The sequence below is a fragment of the Fictibacillus enclensis genome (genome assembly GCF_030123385.1).
In the GTDB taxonomy this organism is placed as follows: domain Bacteria; phylum Bacillota; class Bacilli; order Bacillales; family Fictibacillaceae; genus Fictibacillus_C; species Fictibacillus_C enclensis.
In genome coordinates this window covers 624447-645744 of record NZ_CP126109.1, presented here as the reverse complement: position 1 = coordinate 645744, position 21298 = coordinate 624447, and the positions used below count along the sequence as shown (strand labels likewise).

General features: G+C 45.1%; 27 protein-coding genes. 6 read left to right on the top strand and 21 right to left on the bottom strand.

What is annotated here, in order from left to right; all coding sequences use genetic code 11:
- Positions 1–58 precede the first annotated feature (58 nt).
- Positions 59–358 carry a nucleotide pyrophosphohydrolase gene (locus tag QNH15_RS03465; RefSeq protein ID WP_283892616.1) on the top strand — a complete coding sequence of 100 codons (300 nt, stop codon included), beginning with the start codon at positions 59–61 and terminating at the stop codon, positions 356–358.
- A gap of 316 nt (positions 359–674) precedes the next feature.
- Here the strand turns inward: QNH15_RS03465 and QNH15_RS03460 are convergent, their stop codons facing one another.
- The 21 genes from QNH15_RS03460 to QNH15_RS03360 all read right to left on the bottom strand — a co-directional run bounded on the left by QNH15_RS03460 (position 675) and on the right by QNH15_RS03360 (position 17234).
- On the bottom strand, positions 675–2132 hold the full coding sequence (locus QNH15_RS03460; RefSeq protein WP_283892615.1) for a glycoside hydrolase family 32 protein: 1458 nt from the start codon (positions 2130–2132) through the stop codon (positions 675–677).
- 114 nt (positions 2133–2246) lie between these two features.
- On the bottom strand, positions 2247–3557 hold the full coding sequence (locus tag QNH15_RS03455) for a GntP family permease (RefSeq protein WP_283892614.1): 1311 nt from the start codon (positions 3555–3557) through the stop codon (positions 2247–2249).
- 28 nt (positions 3558–3585) lie between these two features.
- The gene (locus QNH15_RS03450; protein WP_283892612.1) at positions 3586–4587 is read right to left on the bottom strand and encodes a LacI family DNA-binding transcriptional regulator; all 1002 of its coding nucleotides are present in this window, start codon (positions 4585–4587) and stop codon (positions 3586–3588) included.
- A gap of 40 nt (positions 4588–4627) precedes the next feature.
- A complete protein-coding gene (hisD, locus tag QNH15_RS03445) occupies positions 4628–5917 on the bottom strand; it encodes a histidinol dehydrogenase (RefSeq protein ID WP_283892610.1) in 1290 nt (429 codons plus the stop codon).
- Positions 5918–5962: 45 nt separating this feature from the next.
- On the bottom strand, positions 5963–6724 hold the full coding sequence (locus QNH15_RS03440) for an SDR family NAD(P)-dependent oxidoreductase (RefSeq protein WP_283892608.1): 762 nt from the start codon (positions 6722–6724) through the stop codon (positions 5963–5965).
- Positions 6721–7731, bottom strand: coding sequence for a 3-hydroxyacyl-CoA dehydrogenase family protein (locus tag QNH15_RS03435; protein WP_283892606.1), 1011 nt, complete (start codon positions 7729–7731; stop codon positions 6721–6723). The genes QNH15_RS03440 and QNH15_RS03435 overlap by 4 nt, the downstream gene beginning before the upstream one ends.
- A 71-nt stretch (positions 7732–7802) precedes the next feature.
- Positions 7803–8150: a gas vesicle protein gene (locus QNH15_RS03430; protein ID WP_283892604.1), complete on the bottom strand. Its 348-nt coding sequence runs from the start codon at positions 8148–8150 to the stop codon at positions 7803–7805.
- 23 nt (positions 8151–8173) lie between these two features.
- Positions 8174–8437 (bottom strand): gas vesicle protein K, encoded by a 264-nt coding sequence (locus QNH15_RS03425; protein ID WP_240482413.1) that lies wholly within the window; start codon positions 8435–8437, stop codon positions 8174–8176.
- Positions 8415–8648, bottom strand: coding sequence for a gas vesicle protein (locus tag QNH15_RS03420; protein ID WP_129477902.1), 234 nt, complete (start codon positions 8646–8648; stop codon positions 8415–8417). The genes QNH15_RS03425 and QNH15_RS03420 overlap by 23 nt, the downstream gene beginning before the upstream one ends.
- Positions 8645–9472 (bottom strand): GvpL/GvpF family gas vesicle protein, encoded by an 828-nt coding sequence (locus QNH15_RS03415; protein ID WP_283892602.1) that lies wholly within the window; start codon positions 9470–9472, stop codon positions 8645–8647. The genes QNH15_RS03420 and QNH15_RS03415 overlap by 4 nt, the downstream gene beginning before the upstream one ends.
- Positions 9473–9500: 28 nt before the next feature.
- Entirely contained in the window at positions 9501–9731 is a 231-nt protein-coding gene (locus QNH15_RS03410; protein ID WP_061974588.1) for a gas vesicle protein GvpG, read from the bottom strand.
- Positions 9728–10486 (bottom strand): GvpL/GvpF family gas vesicle protein, encoded by a 759-nt coding sequence (locus tag QNH15_RS03405; protein ID WP_283892600.1) that lies wholly within the window; start codon positions 10484–10486, stop codon positions 9728–9730. The genes QNH15_RS03410 and QNH15_RS03405 overlap by 4 nt, the downstream gene beginning before the upstream one ends.
- Positions 10483–11370, bottom strand: a complete 888-nt coding sequence (gene gvpN, locus QNH15_RS03400) for a gas vesicle protein GvpN (protein ID WP_283892598.1) — start codon at positions 11368–11370, stop codon at positions 10483–10485. The genes QNH15_RS03405 and gvpN overlap by 4 nt, the downstream gene beginning before the upstream one ends.
- 74 nt (positions 11371–11444) lie before the next feature.
- Entirely contained in the window at positions 11445–11678 is a 234-nt protein-coding gene (gene gvpJ / locus QNH15_RS03395; protein WP_061974594.1) for a gas vesicle protein GvpJ, read from the bottom strand.
- A gap of 412 nt (positions 11679–12090) precedes the next feature.
- Complete coding sequence (locus QNH15_RS03390) at positions 12091–12885, bottom strand: DUF2705 family protein (protein WP_283892597.1); 795 nt, start codon at positions 12883–12885, stop codon at positions 12091–12093.
- A gap of 24 nt (positions 12886–12909) precedes the next feature.
- Positions 12910–13701, bottom strand: a complete 792-nt coding sequence (locus tag QNH15_RS03385; protein ID WP_283895417.1) for an ABC transporter permease subunit — start codon at positions 13699–13701, stop codon at positions 12910–12912.
- Positions 13682–14599, bottom strand: a complete 918-nt coding sequence (locus tag QNH15_RS03380; RefSeq protein ID WP_283892595.1) for an ABC transporter ATP-binding protein — start codon at positions 14597–14599, stop codon at positions 13682–13684. Before QNH15_RS03380 ends, QNH15_RS03385 begins: the two co-directional genes overlap by 20 nt.
- Positions 14600–14614: 15 nt before the next feature.
- Positions 14615–15244 carry a TetR/AcrR family transcriptional regulator gene (locus QNH15_RS03375; protein ID WP_283895415.1) on the bottom strand — a complete coding sequence of 210 codons (630 nt, stop codon included), beginning with the start codon at positions 15242–15244 and terminating at the stop codon, positions 14615–14617.
- Between the two features lie 259 nt (positions 15245–15503).
- A complete protein-coding gene (gene pssA, locus QNH15_RS03370; RefSeq protein WP_061974604.1) occupies positions 15504–16211 on the bottom strand; it encodes a CDP-diacylglycerol--serine O-phosphatidyltransferase in 708 nt (235 codons plus the stop codon).
- 102 nt (positions 16212–16313) lie between these two features.
- Positions 16314–16733: a MarR family winged helix-turn-helix transcriptional regulator gene (locus QNH15_RS03365; protein WP_283892592.1), complete on the bottom strand. Its 420-nt coding sequence runs from the start codon at positions 16731–16733 to the stop codon at positions 16314–16316.
- Positions 16734–16781: 48 nt separating this feature from the next.
- Positions 16782–17234, bottom strand: coding sequence for a MarR family winged helix-turn-helix transcriptional regulator (locus QNH15_RS03360; protein WP_283892590.1), 453 nt, complete (start codon positions 17232–17234; stop codon positions 16782–16784).
- 232 nt (positions 17235–17466) lie between these two features.
- Here QNH15_RS03360 and QNH15_RS03355 point away from each other — a divergent pair, with 232 nt between their 5' ends.
- From QNH15_RS03355 to QNH15_RS03335, 5 genes are read left to right on the top strand one after another with little or no spacing between them, the layout of a single operon-like run.
- Positions 17467–18105 (top strand): biotin/lipoyl-containing protein, encoded by a 639-nt coding sequence (locus QNH15_RS03355; RefSeq protein ID WP_283892588.1) that lies wholly within the window; start codon positions 17467–17469, stop codon positions 18103–18105.
- Between the two features lie 43 nt (positions 18106–18148).
- On the top strand, positions 18149–19768 hold the full coding sequence (locus QNH15_RS03350; RefSeq protein ID WP_283892587.1) for a DHA2 family efflux MFS transporter permease subunit: 1620 nt from the start codon (positions 18149–18151) through the stop codon (positions 19766–19768).
- A gap of 31 nt (positions 19769–19799) precedes the next feature.
- Positions 19800–20327: an NAD(P)H-dependent oxidoreductase gene (locus QNH15_RS03345; RefSeq protein WP_090237264.1), complete on the top strand. Its 528-nt coding sequence runs from the start codon at positions 19800–19802 to the stop codon at positions 20325–20327.
- A 10-nt stretch (positions 20328–20337) separates the two neighbouring features.
- Positions 20338–20757 carry a hypothetical protein gene (locus QNH15_RS03340; RefSeq protein ID WP_283892586.1) on the top strand — a complete coding sequence of 140 codons (420 nt, stop codon included), beginning with the start codon at positions 20338–20340 and terminating at the stop codon, positions 20755–20757.
- Between the two features lie 56 nt (positions 20758–20813).
- On the top strand, positions 20814–21278 hold the full coding sequence (locus tag QNH15_RS03335) for a CBS domain-containing protein (RefSeq protein WP_283892585.1): 465 nt from the start codon (positions 20814–20816) through the stop codon (positions 21276–21278).
- The last annotated feature ends 20 nt before the right edge of the window (positions 21279–21298 follow it).

Below are 21298 nucleotides of genomic sequence, written 5' to 3'. Positions count from 1 at the left end.
CATTATAATACTTATCCTAAAAGAAATCATTAATACATAAAGGAGAGTTCATTTTGCCATGGACCATTTAATTGAAGAAATACGGAAATTTCGGGACGAGCGAAACTGGGGACCGTACCATCATGCCAAAGACCTTGCTCTCTCCATTACGCTGGAGGCTTCTGAACTTCTCGAGAATTTCCAATGGAAAGAGAGCCAGGAAGCCGTCGATGAAAACCTGGAAAACATTAAGGAAGAGCTTGCTGACGTTATGATTTATTCCCTGCAGCTCGCAGACAAGCTTGATCTGGATGTAGAACAGATCATTCGAGACAAGATGAAGAAAAATGCGGTGAAGTATCCGGTGAAACAGGATTAAGTACATCATTTTCACAAAAACAATAACGGGCTGTCCAAGAAGTCTGGAAGCCGTTGATTTTCGTTCCAGGCCGCTCGCTTTCCGCGGGGCGTGCGGTGAGCCTCTTGCCGCAAGCGCCTGCGGGAGTCTCACCTGTCACGCTAGTCCCGCAGGACAAGGAACGCTGCGGCAGCGGTGCATCGCACGAAGAAAATGTGATTTTCATTTTCGAGGATCTCGCACCTTCCACTACAATCAACTTTTCATTGAAGATTTTTTAAGCAAAAAGGGGATGTCTGAAGGTCAATTTTTGACTTTCTGGACAGCCCCTTTTAACTTATGCTTTTGGATTCCAAATGGATTTCAAGCGGGTAAGCTTCACTTCTTCAAAGGCCACCTCTCCGCCAACGGAATAGACCTGCATGGTAAAGTCTTCATCAAACGGAAAGAGAAGCTCTGTCATCATCAACTCCCCATCACCCGCAAACAGTTCCAGCGAACAGGCGTCCAAAATCAGCTGGACGTAGTGATCGGTGTGCTGGCGGGTGGCCACCGCTGCATCCAGGCTCGGAAAATGCTCGGAAAAATCAATCGCTCCGCTTCTGCGGCGGTCCACACTCCACTGCCGGTTTACCCGGCTGTAGGTTACACATGTTTCAGTTTTTTCCCCTTTTCGAAGAACAATGCCCCATTCCTTCGTATCAGGGGCTATATTTTTCGGTTTCAGCTTTAATTCAAACAGCTCGTCCTTGCTTGGAAACACAAACGGCTGCTCATCTTTCACGACCACATTTTCATACGTGTTCAGCTTTTCTTCCTTTATATTGTCAAACTCTTTAACGACTTTTTGAGTCAGGCACCAGCCGCTCTCGGTCATTTTCAAACCAAGCTCCCTCGGCAAGGACATCGCGCTACGCCACGGATCGGTAGGCACTTCATTGGCGTACTGCCAGTTACTCATCCAGCCAATCCAGATTTTGCGCTCTACTTCCGTGTTGCTCCAGGAAACTGCCGCATAAAAATCCTTTCCGCCATCCGCCCAGCGAATATCGGCCGGTCCCTCATCCGGATGAAAAGCTTTGCCGTCAAACTCGCCGACAAAATACTGTGTTGCCGACCCGCCATTTGGCCCGCCGGGATTGATGCTCACGATCAGCACCCACTTTTTCGTGTCAGTGCCATCCACCTTCAGTTGAAACAGATCCGGGCATTCCCAAACTCCTCCATGAGCACCAAAATCATTTCCAAACGACGACAGATACTCCCAGTTAATCAGATTGGATGACTCGTAAAATTGGATCTCGTCACCTGCTGCCAGGCACATGATCCACTTGGCGTTTTCCTGGCTCCAAAAGACTTTCGGATCTCGAAAGTCCTTCATATCGGGATTAGCGATAACCGGGTTCTGATCATATTTAATCCAAGTCCGCCCCCTGTCATGGCTGTAGGCCAGGCTTTGTTTCTCGTTGTTTTCCTCGTGCTGGGTGTAAAAGGCGACCAGGACATCCTCTTCTCCCTCTTTTAATCCGCTCGTATTGTCACGGTCGACAACGGCACACCCGGAAAAAATCATACCAAGTTCATCCGGATACAACGCCACGGGAAGCTCTTCCCAGTGGATAAGGTCCGGGCTCACCGCATGGCCCCAGTGCATCGGACCCCACACCGTGCTTTCCGGATGGTACTGATAAAACAAATGATATTCCCCATCGTAATAAACAAGACCGTTCGGATCGTTCATCCACTTTTCCTTTGGCGAAAAATGAAACTGCGGCCGGTAAGGATGGTTGTACATGAAAAAACCTCCGTTTTGTTATGGTATGTATGCTTTCCCTTATCTTACAATACCTTTCCACCATTTACAGTTTTTATTAAAAAGAAAAAGGCCTCATGTAAGAGACCTTCATCGTTAAAAAATCATAAATAACACAACTGCCAATATTACTCCAAGCAGGGGAACAACAACCGTCAAGGCGCCAAAAGCCGGGTAGGCGTCCTTATGTTTCTCACCGGCAATCGCCCTGATTGTCGTGACCACATACCCCCCTTGAGGAAGGGAGTCCAAAGATCCTGATGAAATGGCGGCAACCCGGTGAAGTGCGTCAGGATTGACACCCATGTCGAGATAATGAGGGGCCAAAAGAGGCAGGGCGATGCTCTGTCCTCCGGATGAAGATCCTGTAAGACCAGCGATAATACAAACCGCGATTGCCCCCCCAATAAGCGGACTTCCCGGGATATTCGTCATTGCATCCACTGCATGTGAAAATGCAGGGGTGGCCTTGGCTACACCTCCAAACCCAACAACTGCCGCGGTATTGGCAATCGCAATAATTGCGCCAATCGTTCCTTCTGTAATCGCTTTCGAAAAATCGATAAAGTACTTTCGATTAATAAGATAAACCGAAATACATCCTCCCAGCAGTGCAATAATTAATGCGGACTGGGCAAGAGACTTGTGAAACGAAAATGAAATACCCAGTACAATAAGCAAAGGTATGCAGCTCAGATAAGGATTGGGCAGCTTCTCCCGCACTTGAGTAGAATCAGCCTCCCGGGATTCGAATCTTTCTCCGCGTGAGATGGCTTTTTTAATCATTTTTTTCAGCCACCAGTAACCAAAAATCATCATAAAAACAGCGACAACCAAGCTCACTTCCCAGCCAGCATAAGGTGTCGTACCCAAAAACTCAATGGGAATCCAGTTTTGAATTTCCGGTGAACCCGCACTGGTCATGGTAAACGTCGTTGAGCCAAATCCGAGAGCAGCAGGGATAAAACGCCTCGGCAGGTCTGCTTCTTTAAAAAGGCTTAATGCCATGGGATACACGGAAAAGGCAACAACAAAGAGACTAACTCCGCCGTATGTGAGCACCGCGCAGGCAATAACAACAGCAAGCGCCGCCTTCTTCACACCAATCCGATCGGTCACCCATTTGGAGATGCTGTCCGCGGCCCCGCTGTCTTCCATCAGCTTGCCGAAAATGGCGCCGATTAAAAACATAAAGTACCAGGACGCGATAAATCCAGTAAACCCATCCATATAGTTCGTCACAAAATCTGGTTCATTTTTGCCTGCAAGCTGCGGGAAAAGCGGCAACCCGCTCGTAATCGCCACAATAAATGCAGATAGCGGCCCTGCAACCAACAAGTTCATTCCAATCATGGTAAGCAGAATCAACAGCGCAAGCCCGCCAATCAAACCAATCATACTCAGCATAACTTTCCTCCTGTAAAGACTTGGCCTGTCAGCGTCTGTCTTTAACCGAAGCACGTTCTATGAGGCATCCATCCACAAAATTCATTTCGGGTTTCTCCTGCTGTCCGCTAATATCGTCCAGCATCAGTTTTACCGCCTGCTGAATCATTTCATCCACCGGCTGCTTCCAGGTGGTCAAGGCATATGATGACCAGTCCGCCATTTTCACATTATCAAATCCAATGACCGAGATATCTTCAGGGATCCGGTATCCGGCAGTAGTCAAATAATCAATGGCACCAAATGCCATAATATCGTTCGCGCAGAATAACGCATCCATTTTCGCATGATGCTTCATTAATTTTTTCGCTGCAGCAAACCCGCCCTGATATGTGAAGCCGCCGTCCTCCATCGGGATTGATTCGATGCCCTGCTTTTGCAGTGTATCCATGAACCCCCTGCTCCTGTCCAGGGATGTGGACGTATTGGCCGGCCCGGAGATGAAACCCAGCTGCAGGTGGCCGGTATCCAAAAGGTATTGGCCGATCTTCTGACCTGCGGAAAAGTTGTTGCAGATAACGGCATTACTCATAGAATCGCTAATATAGCGGTTAAACAGCACAACAGAAATGCCATTTCGATTGAGTTTTTGAACCGCCGCTGAGGTTAAAAGGGCATCAGTGATAATCACGCCTTCCACACTATACTCAATCAGCTGGCTCACTTCATGTTCCTGGATCTCTTCATTCTGGGAATTGATAAACATGATCTGATACCCTTCTCCCGACAGCCTGCTGTAAAATTTCTCAAGCACCTCAGGATAGAAAGGATTTTGCACATCACGCATAACAATGCCAATAATTCTTGATTGATTGGTAATCAGCCCTCTGGCGATCGCATTGGGCTGATACCCCAGCTTTTCAGCTGCATCCAGGATCAATTTTCTTTTTTTAATTGAAATGCTCGCATTTTTACTAAATGCTCTGGAGACGCTCGATTGGGAGACTCCTGCCAACTGGGCGACATCCATCGCTGTCACTTTTTTATTCAAAATAGTATTCCTCCTGCCGATCTAGACAGAAAAGATTATATCAGATTTTTGCCTTATCTTTGCCATAGCGTTTCACACGCAGATCTGCCTGCGCTTTGTGACCCATGAATCCTTCCAGCTCACAAAGCCGGGATGCGTATTCCCCGATCTCTGCACTCGCTTCAGGTGTCACCCGCTGATACGTGCATGTCTTGAGGAACTTCCCTACCCACAAGCCGCCGGTATAGCGCGCCGCCTTTTTGGTAGGCAATGTGTGGTTGGTGCCGATCACTTTGTCCCCGTAAGCCACATTGGTTTCTTTGCCAAGGAAGAGCGCCCCGAAGTTAGTCATGTTCTCTAAAAAGTAGCTCGGGTCTTCTGTCAGCACTTCGACATGCTCGTACGCCAATTTATCCGCTTCAACAACCGCTTCTTCAACAGAGTCCACCACGATGACGGAACCATAATCATTCCAGGATACACTGGCAATATCGGCTGTTGGGAGAACTTGCAGCTGGCGTTCTACTTCCTCCAGTGTTTCTCTGGCCAATGTTTCAGACGTCGTAATCAAAGCGCTTGGAGATGTTGGCCCATGTTCAGCCTGTCCAAGCATATCGGTCGCGATCATTTCTGCATCCGCTGTTTCGTCCGCAATAACAAGTGTTTCTGTTGGTCCGGCGAACAAGTCGATACCCACTCTTCCGAACAGCTGGCGTTTCGCTTCAGCTACAAATGCGTTACCCGGTCCTACAATCATATCCACCGGTTCAATGGTTTCCGTACCGATCGCCATTGCCGCCATCGCTTGGATGCCACCCAGAAGATAGATTTCATCTGCTCCTGCCAAATGCATCGCTGCCACAGTTGCTGCAGGAATCTCTCCTTTAATTGGAGGTGTGCAGGCAATCACTCGTTTGACGCCTGCCACTTTTGCTGTAAGAACACTCATGTGAGAAGAAGCAACCATTGGATAACGTCCGCCTGGAATGTAGCATCCCACGCTGTTTACCGGAATGTTCTTGTGACCGAGCACAACGCCAGGGAGTGATTCCACTTCAAGATCCTGAAGTGATTCCTTTTGTTTTTGGGCAAAATTCCGGATTTGTGCTTGTGCGAATTTAATATCCTCAATCACCTGGAAAGGCACACTGTTTACGATATCCTGAATTTCCTGTTCACTTAAGCGGAAGGATTCCGGTGACCACTTGTCAAACTTCTCGGAAAGCTCACGAACCGCCTTATCTCCATTTTCTTCCACATTTTTTATAACTGAGCTTACGGCGTCCCTTACTTTGGAATCCGCTTCTTGTACTTCCTGATTGGATTTTCCTTCTTTTAAAAAGTATGCCATGGTATTTTCTCTCCTTTTTCATTTTTGAATACGTATGCAAAAAAATTATATGGCTGTCCAGCCGCCATCAACTTTGATCGTTTCTCCTGTCACAAACTTTGAGATGTTTGATGAAAGATATAGTGCAGCGTTTGATATATCCGAAGGTTCCGCCAGTTCTCCAAGCGGAATCCGGCGAAGCACATCTGCCTTGAAGGCTTCATCCTTAAACATTTTTCCGGTCATCTCTGTTTCGATAAACGTTGGAGCAACCGCATTAACATTGATTTTATGCTGTGCCCATTCTACAGCCAGCGCTTTTGTCATCTGCACCATACCTCCCTTGCTCGCACAATAGGCTGCACGGTTGAAATACCCGACAAAAGCCATTTGGGAGGCAATGTTCACAATTTTTCCCGCTTTTTTGGGTACCATGATTTTCGCTGCCGCCTGACTGCAAAAGAATGCGCCCTTCAGGTTAATATCCTGGATACGGTCCCAGTCCTCCTCGGTGACCTCAAGCGTCGGTTTGGCGATATTTATGCCAGCATTGTTGATCAGGATATCAATCGTTCCCAGTTCTGCAGCTGCATAATCAACCACCCGCTGGACTTCATCCACCTCACTTAAATCACCAGTAATATAGCCGCATTGAGTTTGATGCTGTTTCAATGCTTGTGTGGTTTCAGCCAAATCCCTTTCATTACGTCCGACGATTACGACGTTCGCTCCATGCTCTGCAAAAGCGAGCGCAATCTCCCTTCCAATCCCTTTTCCGCCTCCGGTCACAAGGACCGCTTTGCCTTCAAGATCTGGAAAGTATTTCATGATTTGCCTCCCATCACATGATCAGCCGCCAGATCTTCCTTCAAGTAACGGATCAGTTCTTTTTCGCGTTTCAGCTGAATCTCCACTGAAAACGACTCGTCCCACTTGTAAAAACCTTCCCCCGTTTTCTCGCCAAGCTTTTCCTTCTTCACCAGTTCCTTTAAAACAGGAAGCGATTCTTCGGCAGAAGACAAATCGCTGAACAAATAGTCGGAGATCGAAGAAAACACATCCAAACCACCAAGGTCTGCTGACTGCAGGGGACCGGTAACCGGGAGCCTGCGGCCAATACTGTAAGTGACTGCCGCATCTATATCTTCTTTGGATGCAGCACCCGTTTCCAGGAGATACTGCGCTTCGCGGAACAACGCATATTGGAGCCGGTTGCCAATAAAGCCTGGCAATTCTTTTTTGACTTCAATCGGTTTCTTCTTCATCTGATGTAAAAGATCAAAGCAGCGTTTCACCGTGTCATCGTTTGTCTTCTCTCCGCGCACCACCTCAACAAGAGGAATCAAGTGAGCCGGATTCCAAAAATGAGTAACGACAACCCTCTCTGGCAGACGCACTTCTGAAGCAATTGAAGTTGGACTTAAGCCGGAAGTGTTGCTCGCAAGGATAACATGTTCACCACACAAACCATCCAGTCTGGTAAACACTGATTTTTTTAATTCAAGATTTTCCGGGACGGCTTCAATGACAAAGGTTGCACCTTTGACTGCCTCTTCGATAGAGATGGACATGGTAATGCGGCCTCTGATTTGCTGAGCTTCCGAACCACTGAACAAGCCATGGTCCTCCAAAACACCCAGCTTCCTCACAAGGCTTTTCCAGCCTGCCTCACAGTTTTGTTCATCGATTCCCTGCAGGGTCACATCCATTCCCGCCCATGCGGCATTTAATGCAATGGAATGCCCCATCGTACCACAGCCAAGTACCGTTAATCTTTCCACGTAATCACCAACTTTCTGAATAATCTTGTTTTTGAATACGTATGCAAAATTCATTTTAACGGAATCCGCAAGAAATGTAAACGCTTTTACTTATAAAAAAAAGAATAATGAACACCATGTGTCCATTATTCTTTCTCCTCTTTTTTGTCTGATTCCGGACCTTCTGGTAATTCAGGAGCTTTTTCCTTATCTTCTACCAATTGCTCCAGACGGTTGATCCGTTCCTCGAGCTGGGCTCTTTCCTCGGCAGCCATAAGCCCTTTGGAAGAATAATAAGGATCCTTTTCCCACCAGTCCATTCCAATCTCTTTTGCTTTATCAACAGAGGCAACCAGCAGGCGAATTTTAATGGTCAGCAGGTCAACATCGGCGAGCGATATTTTAATATCACCGGCAATGACCACTCCCTTGTCGAGTATCTTTTCCAATATTTCAAGCAGATTACTAGATTGTACAGGCTGTTGAACGGGCATGGCTTTTCTCTCCTGTCCTTATGTTATAGCAGCTTTCCAAGCGGTCCCAGCTCGATGTTAAGATCTTCATGCTCAAGTCCGAAAATCACTTTAAGCTCCAGCATTTTTTCTTCCAGCCTCATGAGCGTCAGACCAAGCTCCTCGAGTTGGTCATCCGACAGCGAATCGTTCTCCACTTTTCGCATGGCCTGCCTTTCCATCAGCTGGCGCAAAAGCTCTATTATAGTGAGCACCAGTTTGGCCAATCCCTGTTCTACATCCGATTTATCCAGAGATAAGCGTTCCACGATCCACCGCCTCCTCGATGATTTTACGGCTGCTGTTTTCAAAGGCACTTTCTATGGAAGAAATAAGAAGCTTCAGATCGACGATGATCAAATCAATATCTGCAATCGAGATTAAAATTTCACCTCGGATGACCACTCCCGTGTCAATGATGCCATCAAGAAGATCCAGCAATGTCACTTCTTTATTTTCAAAAGGGGAAAATTGCTTCATTGCGCGTTATCCTTTTCCAGTTTGGAGAAATGATACGGCGGCCAGGGGCCGGTCACATGAAAAAGACAGCCTTTTTCCTTCATATCTTCCTCAATGCTTTCAATGGCTTTAAAAAATTTATCATCATCCTCTTTTTTTATCAGGACATCGCAATTTGCAACCATCTCTTCGGTTACATCCGTCATATCTCTTCCCCAGTTTTGCCGCAGAAGCTGTGCAGTCATCATTGGTTCCAGCCGGGTGATTGCTTGAAGCCAGAGTTCGTTTTTCTCCCGTTCTAATTCGGTCTCGACCAGCATGGCGAGCTTCTTTTTCATTAGAAATTGCTTCCCTTTGGGCATGGCCCCCATTTCCTGTTCCAACGATACCACCGATGGATTTTTATGCTGAACAAAATCTCTCAAGAGTTCAGGGCTGCAGAACATCTTGATGTTCCATTCCTCTTTCCCTCTCAAATGGTCTAGTTTTCGCAAGATATCATCATGCTGGTTCGTAAGTAAGGTTTGCAGCTTGTTGTCCTGTTCAAAGATCGTGCAGAACGACATCGGCAATAGCGGGAACTGCAGTTGAAAGAAAGCAACGGTCTCATGATGATGAAAGGCCTGCTTCTTCAGCCAATCGGCGTCCTTCACCTGCCGGTCGATCTGTTCCTGACAAAACATTTCCCCGTCCACTTCCGTCAGGACCGCAGCTAAATCATTGTACATGCTGATTTTTACAGGCCGGCCGCCGATTCCCTTTAATTCTGGCTTTTCCGTTTCACCTATATCTGTTGCTGCACAAATACCATACACATAGAGAAAGGTTGTTGCTGTTTGGGCCATGCCTTCTCCTCCTCACCCCGGCAGTGTTTTAATTCTGCTTTTCACGTTCTTTGGCGATCCTGTACCGATCCAGCAATTCTTGTTCCCTGGCCAAATAGGACTCTTCATCGATTTGCTCCATTTCAAACATCGTATGAAGCTGTATCAGCTCCTGCTGGAGATGCGGGATACTGTACAGCTCCTCATCCACTTCCTGCTGGATCTTCTCTCCCAGCTTGATAATGGAGCGAATGGGAAGAGTAAAGAGTTTATGAATCATGATGACCCCTCAATTCTCAGCCGTATATTTACAAAGTTATACGCCGGCCATGGACCTGTGTATTTAAAATCCACTTTATCTTTCCATACTTCATAAATTTCGTTAACTCTCTCGTCGAACTCCGCTTCACTGTTGCGATCAATTAAGAAGGCCGCATTCAAAAACACTTTTCCCGGAATCGTGTCATTCTGCTTCCCGGCAGCGGTGAGCCCTAAGAGCGGAAGGTAAATTTCCTTTTCCACCTGTTCCTGAAGCTGGAGGATAAACAGTTGTGCCCGTTCCCCCATCTGAATACGATCATAGAAAGCAGAAGGTGCCTCTAAATCCTGTGACGTATTCTTCCACTCAAGCAAAACTGGATCTTTTTTCATTTCATCGTCGATCCATTCCTTTTTCGGGATGACCTTTAAGCCGACTTCAATTTTATTCTCAAGATGGGAGAACAGTTCGGTAAAATCTTTTTTCAGGTGTTTGGTAATGAGAAGAACATCCTTCTCGGAATGAAACACATTGCCAAAACTCATGGGAATCAGGCTGTACTGTTTCATGACTTCTGATATGACATTCTGATGGGTCAACAGGTTTTGACGGCCGGGAAGCACCTCCCCCTCCACCTTGCATACCACCATGGCGATCGTATCCAGATGGATGGTGTAGACTCCGGATTTTCTGCCATTAAACTCTGCCTGGCCAAATGACTTCTTTTCTTTTTCCGTTATCGCACAAAAAACATAAATTCCTTTTTCCGTGCTCACTTCGGTTCATCCTCTCTCTGCAATTCCTGCAGGATCAGTTCCTGCACCGTTTCTTCCTCTTCATCGGGGAAAAAAGGCTGAACATGATGGGTCAGTACATCGAGACAAAGCTGCTGATACAGATGGTTTTTTGGATGAATTTTAATAGACGCTTTTTTGGCTATGGAAGCAATCATGAAGGCTGCCCTCATGCTGGGACTGCTGCCGTTGCCATAGGCTCGCAGCCGGTTAACAAAATGAACAATCAATCCTGCTTCTTTTTCAGTAATACCTGTTTTCTTTCGGATAATAGCCATTTCTGTTTGTTCGTCACAAAGATCCAGACTGATGTTAATCAAGCGGTCAATCAATGCGTCCTGTGTATGAAACGTTCCTGCATATTCCTCCGGGTTGCTTGTGAATATCATGCAAAAGTCCGGATGGCATGGAATGGCGGTAACTTTTCCGTTTCCATAAACAGGGAGAACCCTCTCCTCCAGAAGAGATAAAAATATATTATTCGTTTCCGGGCGCGAACGTGTAAATTCATCGTAAATTACCACATGTCCCTTTTTAACCGCCTCAATCAGCTGCCCCTGCATCCACAAAGGTCTGACTTCCTGTTCCTTCTTATAAACAGAGTGGACATAGTTGTCGATTACTTCCTTTTTGCTTACACCCATATAGTGGCCGATCAGATCCTTGTTGCTGAGCTCGTGATGTCCCCTTATCACTGTTACCGGCCTGTCCAGCTGTTTGGCAATATAAAAGGCAAGACTGGTCTTGCCTACCCCTGATGGTCCGGTAAAATGAACAGGAAAACCTGTCTGTAAATACAAGAGGGATCTGGACACAAGCGGATGGTAAAAAGGGACAGCGAGAAATTCATCCTGTTGATTTATCATTCCTCATCGCTTCCTTTCATTGATCTATTAAAAAAACCAAGGCGCAAAACAGCCTTGGCTTTTCCCAGTCTGTATTAAAGTGGTGCAGGCTCACTGTCTTCTTCCTTTGGTTGAAGAAGGCCTACTGCTTCTGCATACCGAAGCCAGGTATCGACACTCGCAATGACAATACGGGCATCAATCGTTAGCAGCTCGATTCCAACCAAGGAAACCCGGGCCCATAGATCAATAACCACACCTTTATCCAAAATACGGTCGATAACCTCTGCTAAGCTGGAAGAGTCTACACTTTTTTGAATGGCAGCCATGCAATCCCCTCCTTTCATCGGTCGAGAATCAAGGGGAATTTCTTTAGCTTATTCTGTATTTTTGCTTCTGGTGACGGCAACCCCCTTGCCACAACAACCAGCTTCCTCCGTATAGTACGAAGTAAAATAGTATATGTTTGCTAGATTTAGGAGGATTGGACAAACGTTTACGAGATTGAAAGATTTTATAATAAAAGCGTTGTGCCAAGGTGAGCGCGGACAGTAAATTCGTTGTTTCGGCCAGTAAATCTTTAATTCCGGCCAGTAAGTTATCCATTTCGGCTTGTATTTCCCTCAACGGCGTTGTTTTGTACTATTTATTTACTCTTACAGACTCTCCAAACGCTGCTTTTTTAATGAAAGACAGAAAAAAACAGCCTTTCAGCTGTTTTTTCACAAATATTATCTATTTTTATATCTTCAAATCTCTCTTTTGGTAAGCCATAAACGTCAGGATGAGAGTGCCCAGAATGATAACGGCGGACAGCCCGATATATACCCCTTCAAATCCTGTATTGCCCATAAGCTTTTTAGCTTCGAAATATTTAAAAGGCGTGAGGTAGCGAAGGGCATCCAGCTTGTCGTTCAGTTCAATCGCTATCGATAAAATATATGTGATGATAAGAAGGCCTGTGGCTATGGACACTGTCATTTTGGGACGGTGGCAGACGGCAGCCACTGCCATTCCCACTGACAGAAAAATCAGCTGCAGGATTAACATACCTATCATCAATCTTCCAATCCCACTTAAGTCTGCTGAAGGTTCGTAGTAATTCACCATCCCGACCGATAAACCGTATGTCACAAGGTTAAAAAGGAAAAGCAGAATGAGAGAAGCGGCAAGCTTGGAAGCAACAATCCTCGTTCGGGATACCGGTTTGACCATTAGAAATTCAGACGTTTTATCCCGCTCTTCTTTTGCTATCATCGTGGAGCCAAGCAGTGCAGCATGAATGGCAGCCATAAGAACCAGATAGGAAAACAGCATTCCAAAATACCCTGTGATGGTGGTTAAATCCAGCGAGCTCAATCCAAAAATGGCCTGCAGCGATTTCGGCATCGCTCCAAAGATCTCGTTCACAGTTTGGCCTGTGCTTTTCATCGTGTCATACTTGCTCATTCCGGACACAACCATAAAAAGAAGTCCAACCACCCACCAGATCATGGATTTCCGACTATTCCTCAACTCTCTCCAAAAGATGTTCACCGTTTACACCTCTTTTAAATCCACCTATACCGTGTGGATGTCTTTTTTCACAAACAAAAGGCAGCCCGCTCCAACAGCCACAGCAATGAGGGCGGCTCCCATGCCCAGATACAGGGGTTCATATGCTGAGTGCTTCATTATATAGGGCAGATCAACATACTTGAACGGTGTGAGGTAGCGGGAGGCTTCATCACCGATCGCCGAGCCGAACATGCTGATGATAAAAAAAGCAAAAACCGTACTGAGCGATACCGGGAGCACCGAACGAATCTTTGTGAATAAGGCAGAGACAAAAAAACCAAGCGCCGCAAATATAAGCTGCACAAATAAATTAGCAGCTGATATGAGGAAAAAGGCGCCCATATCAAAGTCCTCTACTGCCACCGCCTTCGCCATCATATAAGATACGGCAACAAACACCAGGTTGGTGATCACCAGGATCGCAAGCACAGCAAATAGTTTGGAGATCATAATTTTCACCCGTGTCACCGGTTTGGTTAAAATGAATTCCGCCGTTTTCCCGCTCACTTCCTTTGACAGGATTCCAGTTCCCAGATTCATCGCCTGAATGGCACCGCACAACATGATATATAAGAAGAAATAGGAGTAAAATCCAAGCAATGAGGTAATGCTGTTGATCTGCACACCCAATGCCTTCAAAACACCCTCCGGATAATTGTGCAGCACCTTGATAAATTGATCGCCATCCTTTTCTATGGACGGATACATCGAGAAAAACAAAACCGTCACCGCCACAAGCGAAAAGGTCCAGATTATCATGGGGCGCCGGTTCTCTCTAAGCTCGTGCAGGAACATGTTCACCTTGAACATCCTCCTTTTCATAATAATGAAGAAAAATTTCTTCCAGGTCGGGTTCATCCACCCACAGGTTAGCAAGCTGTACTTCCGCAAGTTTCCTCATGATCAGATTGATATCCCCGCTGTATAAAAAGCTGATCCGGTTTCCCTCTTCACTTTCGATTCTCGTAACGCCATCGAGGGCAAACAGTCCGGCATCGACGGGCACTTTGGTTTCAATTCTGATTTTCTTGTGGTTTCTTTCCTGCAGGGTGCTGATTTTTTCGACCGTAATCAGTTTTCCTTCCTTAATAATGGCGACACGGTCACACATCTTTTGCACTTCACTGAGAATGTGGGAGGAAAAGAGAATGGTGGCTCCTTTTTGGTTCTCTTCTTTTAATAGTTCAAAGAACGTTTGCTGCATTAGTGGATCCAGCCCGCCAGTTGGTTCATCCAGAATAATGAGCTTCGGTTCGTGCAGCAATCCCTGAACAATCCCTACCTTCTTCCGATTTCCATAAGACAGGTCATCGATTCGCTTGTTCAGGTCCAGATCCATTCTCTCTGCCAAATCACGGATTCGCTTTTTGCAGTCCTTTTTGTAAAAGCTGGCCGAGTAATGGAGAAGGTCCTTTACCTTCATCTTGTCGTAATAAAATACCTCCGACGGCAAATATCCAATATGCTTTTTAATTTCAGGCCCATACTTTACAACGTCCTTTCCGAAAATGGATGCACTGCCGCTCGTCGGGTAAATGATGGACAAAAGAGTTCGAAGCGTAGTGGACTTGCCTGCACCATTCGGGCCAATAAAACCAAAGATCTCCCCTTCCTTCACAGAAAAGGTAATGTCCTCGATTCCTCTTGACTGGCCGTATCGTTTGGTTAACTTATTCAGTTCAATCACGTTCATGGCAGCAGCCTCCCGTCATTTGTAAAATGCTTGTTTAAACATTTCAATATAAGCTTTCGATTCAGCAAACACCTCATCATAATCCAGTTCCTGCTGTTTCATTTTCGCTTTCATCAAATATTCTTCACTCAGTCCCTGGAACGTCCACATCATACTTTTTATGGCTTTCGGAAGATCCAGATCATCCCGGAACCGAGAATGGTCAATCCCGTCAAACAGCCACGTCGAACTGCTTGCTGTGAACTCCTTAATCCGGCTTTGAAAGTCGCTCCTAATCTGCTCCGACTCCTCCAGCATCACCTTTTCAAAAAAGCGAAAAATATCGGGATACGTTTGAAGCAGTTCTATTTTGATCAGCGTCATGTCATGAAGCCTTTTAAAGAAGTCGGGCTCCTCCATAACCGTTTTTTTATAAAAATCCTCCATTACGACCTCCACACAGTGGTCAAACAAAAACAGGTAGAGCGTTTTCTTGTTTTTGAAATAATGAAACAGCAGTCCTTTCGATATGCCTGCCTCCTTCACAATTTCATTGGTCGATGCGTGGTCATACCCTTTTTGTACATATACTTTGATTGCCGCATTTAAAATTTTGATTTGTTTCTCGTCATCGAGACTGAAAAATTTAGAATTCAAGAGCAGCACTTCTTTCATTTTTTCATTTCATTGACCACTTGGGTCAACATCAGTATATGCTGATTGACCACTCCGGTCAACAACATCTTTTCGACATGATCTGCTCACAAAAGAGGTGACCCCACTGAAAAGTTGATTGGAGTGTAAGGCGTTCGCGCCGGTAAGGCTCAGCCCCCGCCAAAACGAGCATCCTGGAACGGACTCTCATGAGCCACCTTTAAAAAAGCAAAAACACCCATCCTTTTTTTAAGGATGGGTGTCTATCACATTATCTTCCACGCTTCCATCTCGGGAGTTTTGGTTCTTTTACCCGGATGAAGCGGATGATGATGAACAGCATGTAAATGGCGAGGGCCAAATAGAAAAATACGGGAACTTTTTCAAATCTCGCTTTGGCCAAAAGGTAGAACATATAGAATAAGAACAGGGTAACAATAACACCGTTTTTGGGCAGCTTGATGTTTTTAAAGCTCGGTATCTTAAGGGTACTCACCATCAGAACAGCCAATCCGTAAAAGGCAAGAAGAAATACCCATAACGGAATGGTTTTTACGAACAGTACCAGGAATGTAACAATTGCACCTGCGAGGGTAATCGGAATGCCGGTAAACCGTTTCAGTGATTCCTCTGATGAGGTTACATTGAAACGTGCGAGCCGGTACGCTCCAAAGACAGGAAATATGCCCGCCATGGCTACACCATATATATAATGGAAGTCCGCCAAATACGTATGGGCCGCTAAAAACGCCGGAGCGACTCCGAAAGAAACCACGTCTGCAAGGGAATCCAATTCCTTCCCCATCTCATTGGTTACTCCGAGAATTCGGGCCACCCTGCCATCCACCGCATCAAGCATAATGGCAATAAAAATCAGGATGGTTGCGTTTTTGCTGTCGCCGTCAATAATATAGCCGATCGAAAAAAAGCCGCAATAAAGGTTTCCGAGCGTAAGCAAATTGGGTATATGCTTCTTCATGTAGCACGTCCTTTGTATGTAAACTATACCCTTCTATACTAATGCATTTCATGGAATTTACAATTCCTTTTCCTATAATATACGGCTAATTTCCCACTTCCATTACATTTTTATTTTATTTAATAAGGAAATAAACGTTTCCATTTCTTCTTCTGTCAATTCTTCAAATATTTTTTCATAAAAACCCTGCAGAACTTCTTCCATTTTCTCCGCCATCCGTTTTCCTTCAGATGTGATAGACAGATAGACGATTCTGCGGTCTTCACTGCTGTGGGTCCGTTTCACCAGTCCGCGGTTGATCAGTTTATCACTCGTAACAGAGATGTGGCTGTTGGTCACATGCAGATGATCCGCAATTTCAGATACCATCTGATCACCAAAGCAGTTCAACACTTTCAACACTGCATATTCATTATAAGGGATATAGTCTTTGAGCAGCGGATGAAAACAAGACCTGATCTTCTTGGTCTGATTCCGGTAACTAATCACTAAATCCTGTACGAGCCGTCCTCTGGTTTTCATATAAAAGATCTCCTTGCTTTTGAGGCAGATAATGGCTGAAGACGAAGCTTACTTCACCTTCGCCCGGATGCCTGCTTCTATTTTTTTCAACAAACGAATGTATTCTTCCTGTTCTTCTCTTTCCAGCGTGGAAAGCATCTCCATCCAAAAATGGTCCCTTTTTCTCAAAATCGTTTCCATTAGTGCCTTTCCATCCTTGGAAAGAATAATCCACACCACACGCCTGTCCTTTTCATCACGTGTCCGCTGAATCAACTTGTCATCCTCCAACTGATTAAGAAGTGTGGTCGTGGCCCCGGAAGTCAGCCTCATTTTGTTCGATATATCAACAACCATGCACTTATGGTTCTCAAAGATCATTTTCAGTACGGAGTATTTAGTTGCGGTTAAGCTATATGAGAATTCCTTCATTTGGTCTTCGATAAATGCACGCCGCAATTGAAAGAAGGTATCATTGATCTTGTCCAGCTCATTAATCTTCTTTTGCATTTGTTCGTTCATACCCTTTCCCCTTTGCCTTCCTTTGTTCAATATAATGGTAAATAACACTCAAAAATTTAAAGTATATATTTATTGTGCCCATCATTTCTTTGTGGTAAAGTGTTTACTTAGACAATACCTTTATCATAAAGTATCTTTACTAAAAAGTAAAACTTTGAGGAAAAGGTATATCTCATAAATAGTTAATTGTACGATACAGTTAACAATATTAACCATTAAGGAGGAAAACTAAATGTCAAGAGGCCGATTGCTCATGACCAACATCGTCGCATTTATTGTGGTACTTGCTTTAATTGCAGGAGGAGCGTACTACTATATTCAAAATAACAACTATGTGACAACCGATAACGCGAAAGTATCAGGTGATCTTCATACGATCACAGCTCCTGCCGACGGAAAACTTTCCGCATTTAATCTTGAAGAAGGAAAAAAGGTTTCCAAGGATGATGAGCTAGGAAAAATTTCCGGAGCTGAAAAATCAATGTCCGTCAAAACTCCAGCTGATGGAACCATTATCAAAAAACAAGCCAACAACGACCAAATGGTTCAAGCTGGCCAAACACTTGCAAGCGAAGTAGATATGGACTCACTTTTTGTGATTGCCAACATTAAAGAAGATGAACTAAAAGATATCGAGGAAGGCGACCAAGTGGACGTTACTGTAGATGGCGATGATGATACCACCATTGACGGAAGCGTTGAAAAAATCGGTTATGCAACTAACTCTCTATTTTCTTTAATGCCAAAATCCAATGATGACGGCAATTATACTAAAGTAACACAAACTGTACCGGTTAAAATTTCTATTACGAATTCATCCAATAAAGTTTTACCAGGTATGAACGCGGAAGTTAAAATTTCCAAGAACTAATTTTTAATTAACTTATTACTTCCGAAGAAAGGAGGAAGAATGAATGACAGATGAATTACAGCAACCACAAGATGCACATGGAATCAAAAGATATATTCCTTTGCTGGTCATCCTCATGGTCGGATTGTTCCTTGCCATCCTCAACCAGACATTGCTGAACGTGGCCATTCCCCATTTGATTACGGAATTCGGTGTTTCAGCCAACACTGCGCAATGGTTATTGACCGGCTACATGCTCGTCAACGGAGCGCTTATTCCATTATCACCGTTCTTGATTGAACGTTTTGCGGTTCGGCGCCTGTTTTTATTCGCGATGTTTTGTTTTACCCTTGGTTCATTGATTTGCGGTATAGCTACAGGTTTTCCGGTCATGTTAATCGGTCGTTTAATACAGGCGGTAGGCGGTGGTGTTCTCGCTCCGCTCGTCATGACCATCATTCTGTTTATCTTCCCGCCTGAAATCCGTGGCCGTGGTATGGGTATCTTTGGTCTTGCCATGATGTTTGCTCCGGCCGTTGGTCCAACCCTTTCAGGTTGGGTGGTACAAAATTATGACTGGCACCTTCTTTTCACAGGAATGGTTCCTCTGGGAGCTATTGTTCTGATATTTGCCTTTTTCAGCCTGAAAGACATTCAGCCTGCCAAGAAAGTAAAGGTGGATGCACCATCGGTCGTTACATCACTGGCCGGAATGGCGCTGCTGCTATATGGTTTCAGTGAAGCAGGAAATGACGGCTGGGATGATGCTGTAGTACTTTCTACCATGATTGCAGGTGCGGTCTTGCTCGCGATTTTTGTTATCCGACAGCTTCGCATCGAAAAACCATTGCTGGATATGCGCATTTTCAAATACAGCATCTTTTCACTTTCCAGTGTTATTAACGTCGTTTTAACAATCAGCTTGTTTTCAGGGATGTTCCTGCTTCCGATCTATCTGCAAACCATCCGTGGATATTCTCCATTGGATTCCGGTCTGCTTTTGCTGCCGGGTGCATTGATCATGCTGGTCATGTCCCCTGTTTCAGGTACTCTTTTTGATAAAGTAGGGCCTCGCCCTCTCGCTATCTTCGGTATGGCGATTACAACAGCAACAACGTATTATTTTACGAAGTTAACAATGGACACACCCTATACATTTATTGTGGTTCTTTACATGTTCCGAATGTTCGGCATGTCATTTCTGATGATGCCGATTATGACGGCTGGTTTGAATCAGCTGCCGAAACATTTGAGCAGCCATGGTACGTCCATGTCGAATACGCTCCGTCAGGTCAGCGGATCAATCGGAATCAGCTTAATTACAACCATTTTTACAAACCGTACAACGTTCCATGTGAACGAAATGGAAGGTGCAATGAACACAGCCGATCCGTTCTTTATGGCATCCTTCCATGAATTTGTACAAAAAGTAGCAATGACCTTGCATCTGCCTGTCTCACAGGCACAGTCACAAGCTGTGCAGATTCTGGCCGGAAGAGCAAGTCAACAGTCAAGCATTGCCGGCATTAATGATGCGTTTATCTGGGCTACCGTTATTTCGGCAATCGGTCTTGTGTTGAGCGTGTTCCTTCGTGACGTACGTAAGGATAAAGCCAATGTTTCAGCCCCTGAACAGAAGAAGGAAGAAGTTCTTCTTCTGCCGGCACCTAAAAACGTGTCCTGACGCATTACTTTACTAAATGGAGGAATGTTTGATGAAAATATGTGTAGTCTATGATAGTGAAGGCGGACATACTAAATCTCTTGCAGAAGCGATTGCGCGCGGAGCAGAGCAGGTGGAAGGAGCCACTGTTTATCTACAGCATGTGGATGAAGCAGATGTCTATACCCTTCCCGAAATGGATGCCATCATCTGGGGTTGTCCCGGACATTTTGGCACCATCAGCTCAGGATTAAAAACCTGGATTGATAAACTTGGCTATTTATGGGCCGAAGGAAAATTAATCAATAAAGTCGGTGCTGTGTTTTGTACCACTGCGACCACACACGGTGGTTTGGAAGCCACACTGCTTAATTTGATCACACCGATGCTTCACCAGGGAATGATTATTGCAGGACTTCCTGGCAATATCCCTGAAAACGCGCTGTATGGTTCGTATTATGGAGTAGGAATAACATGCCCGATTGAAGGGAATGAACTTATTACAGAAGATGACCAGGCACTTGGCCGGGCATTGGGAGAACGTGTAGCCACAGTAGCACGACAATTTACAGAACGGTAGGTGATGAAAGATGCTCCCGATTTTACTGATTGCAGTTGCCGTGATCTTGATTGTTGTTTTGATTGTGATTAACACGAGGGCGTTTTCATCCCGCAACAAAGAGGATTCTCCTGTCGAAGAACCGAAACAGTCTCCAGACACAGATCAGCCTGATGGGGATTTTCTCAGGGAAGAAACGTCAGCAGCTGTTGATCAGCATCAAGAGCAAGAGCCGGCTACTCCATCATCACCAAAGGGCCATGCGCCTGTTCCTGAAAAAGATCCCAATTCCATGGGTGACGATGAATACCGCAAAGCCCTGCAAAAACTAAAAACCAAGCCTTCTTCTGCTGCTCCTGCAGAGCCAAAGGAGAAGCTGTCCATGAAGGACAATGATTACCGTAACGCTCTGAAATCCATGCAGCAAAAACGGGATACTGAAAAGCCATAGAATTTTCTATGGCTTTTCTTCCATCTTTTTTTAATCTATATGATACGAGGTGCCTTATGAAAGTAAAAGAATTCATGATTTCAAATGTCATTACTGCAAAACCGGACGATACCCTTCAGGATGTCATGAGTCTTATTGTTCACAAGAAAATTGGCGGTATGCCTATTGTGGATGAGGAAGGAGAACTGCTGGGCATGGTCTCGGACGGCGATATCCTGCGCGCTATCAAACCACGCGAACGGCAGATCTATGATTTTTTCACCTTTGTCATTTATGAGCAAAAACAAGAACTGGAGCAATTCCTTAAAGAACTCGGAGAAGTCAGCGTCATTAAAATTGCCAAGCGGAACGGTCTGATTACTGTTTCTCCAGAGGATGAAATGGAAAAAGTCCTGCAGCTGCTGGCAAAGCATCACTTCAAAAAGCTGCCGGTGGTAAACGAGGAAAAACGAGTGGTCGGTGTAATCAGCCGTGGAGATGTAATTCGAAAGATTGAACAGACCATACTTAGACAGCTATAAAAACACACCTTAGCAGTCAG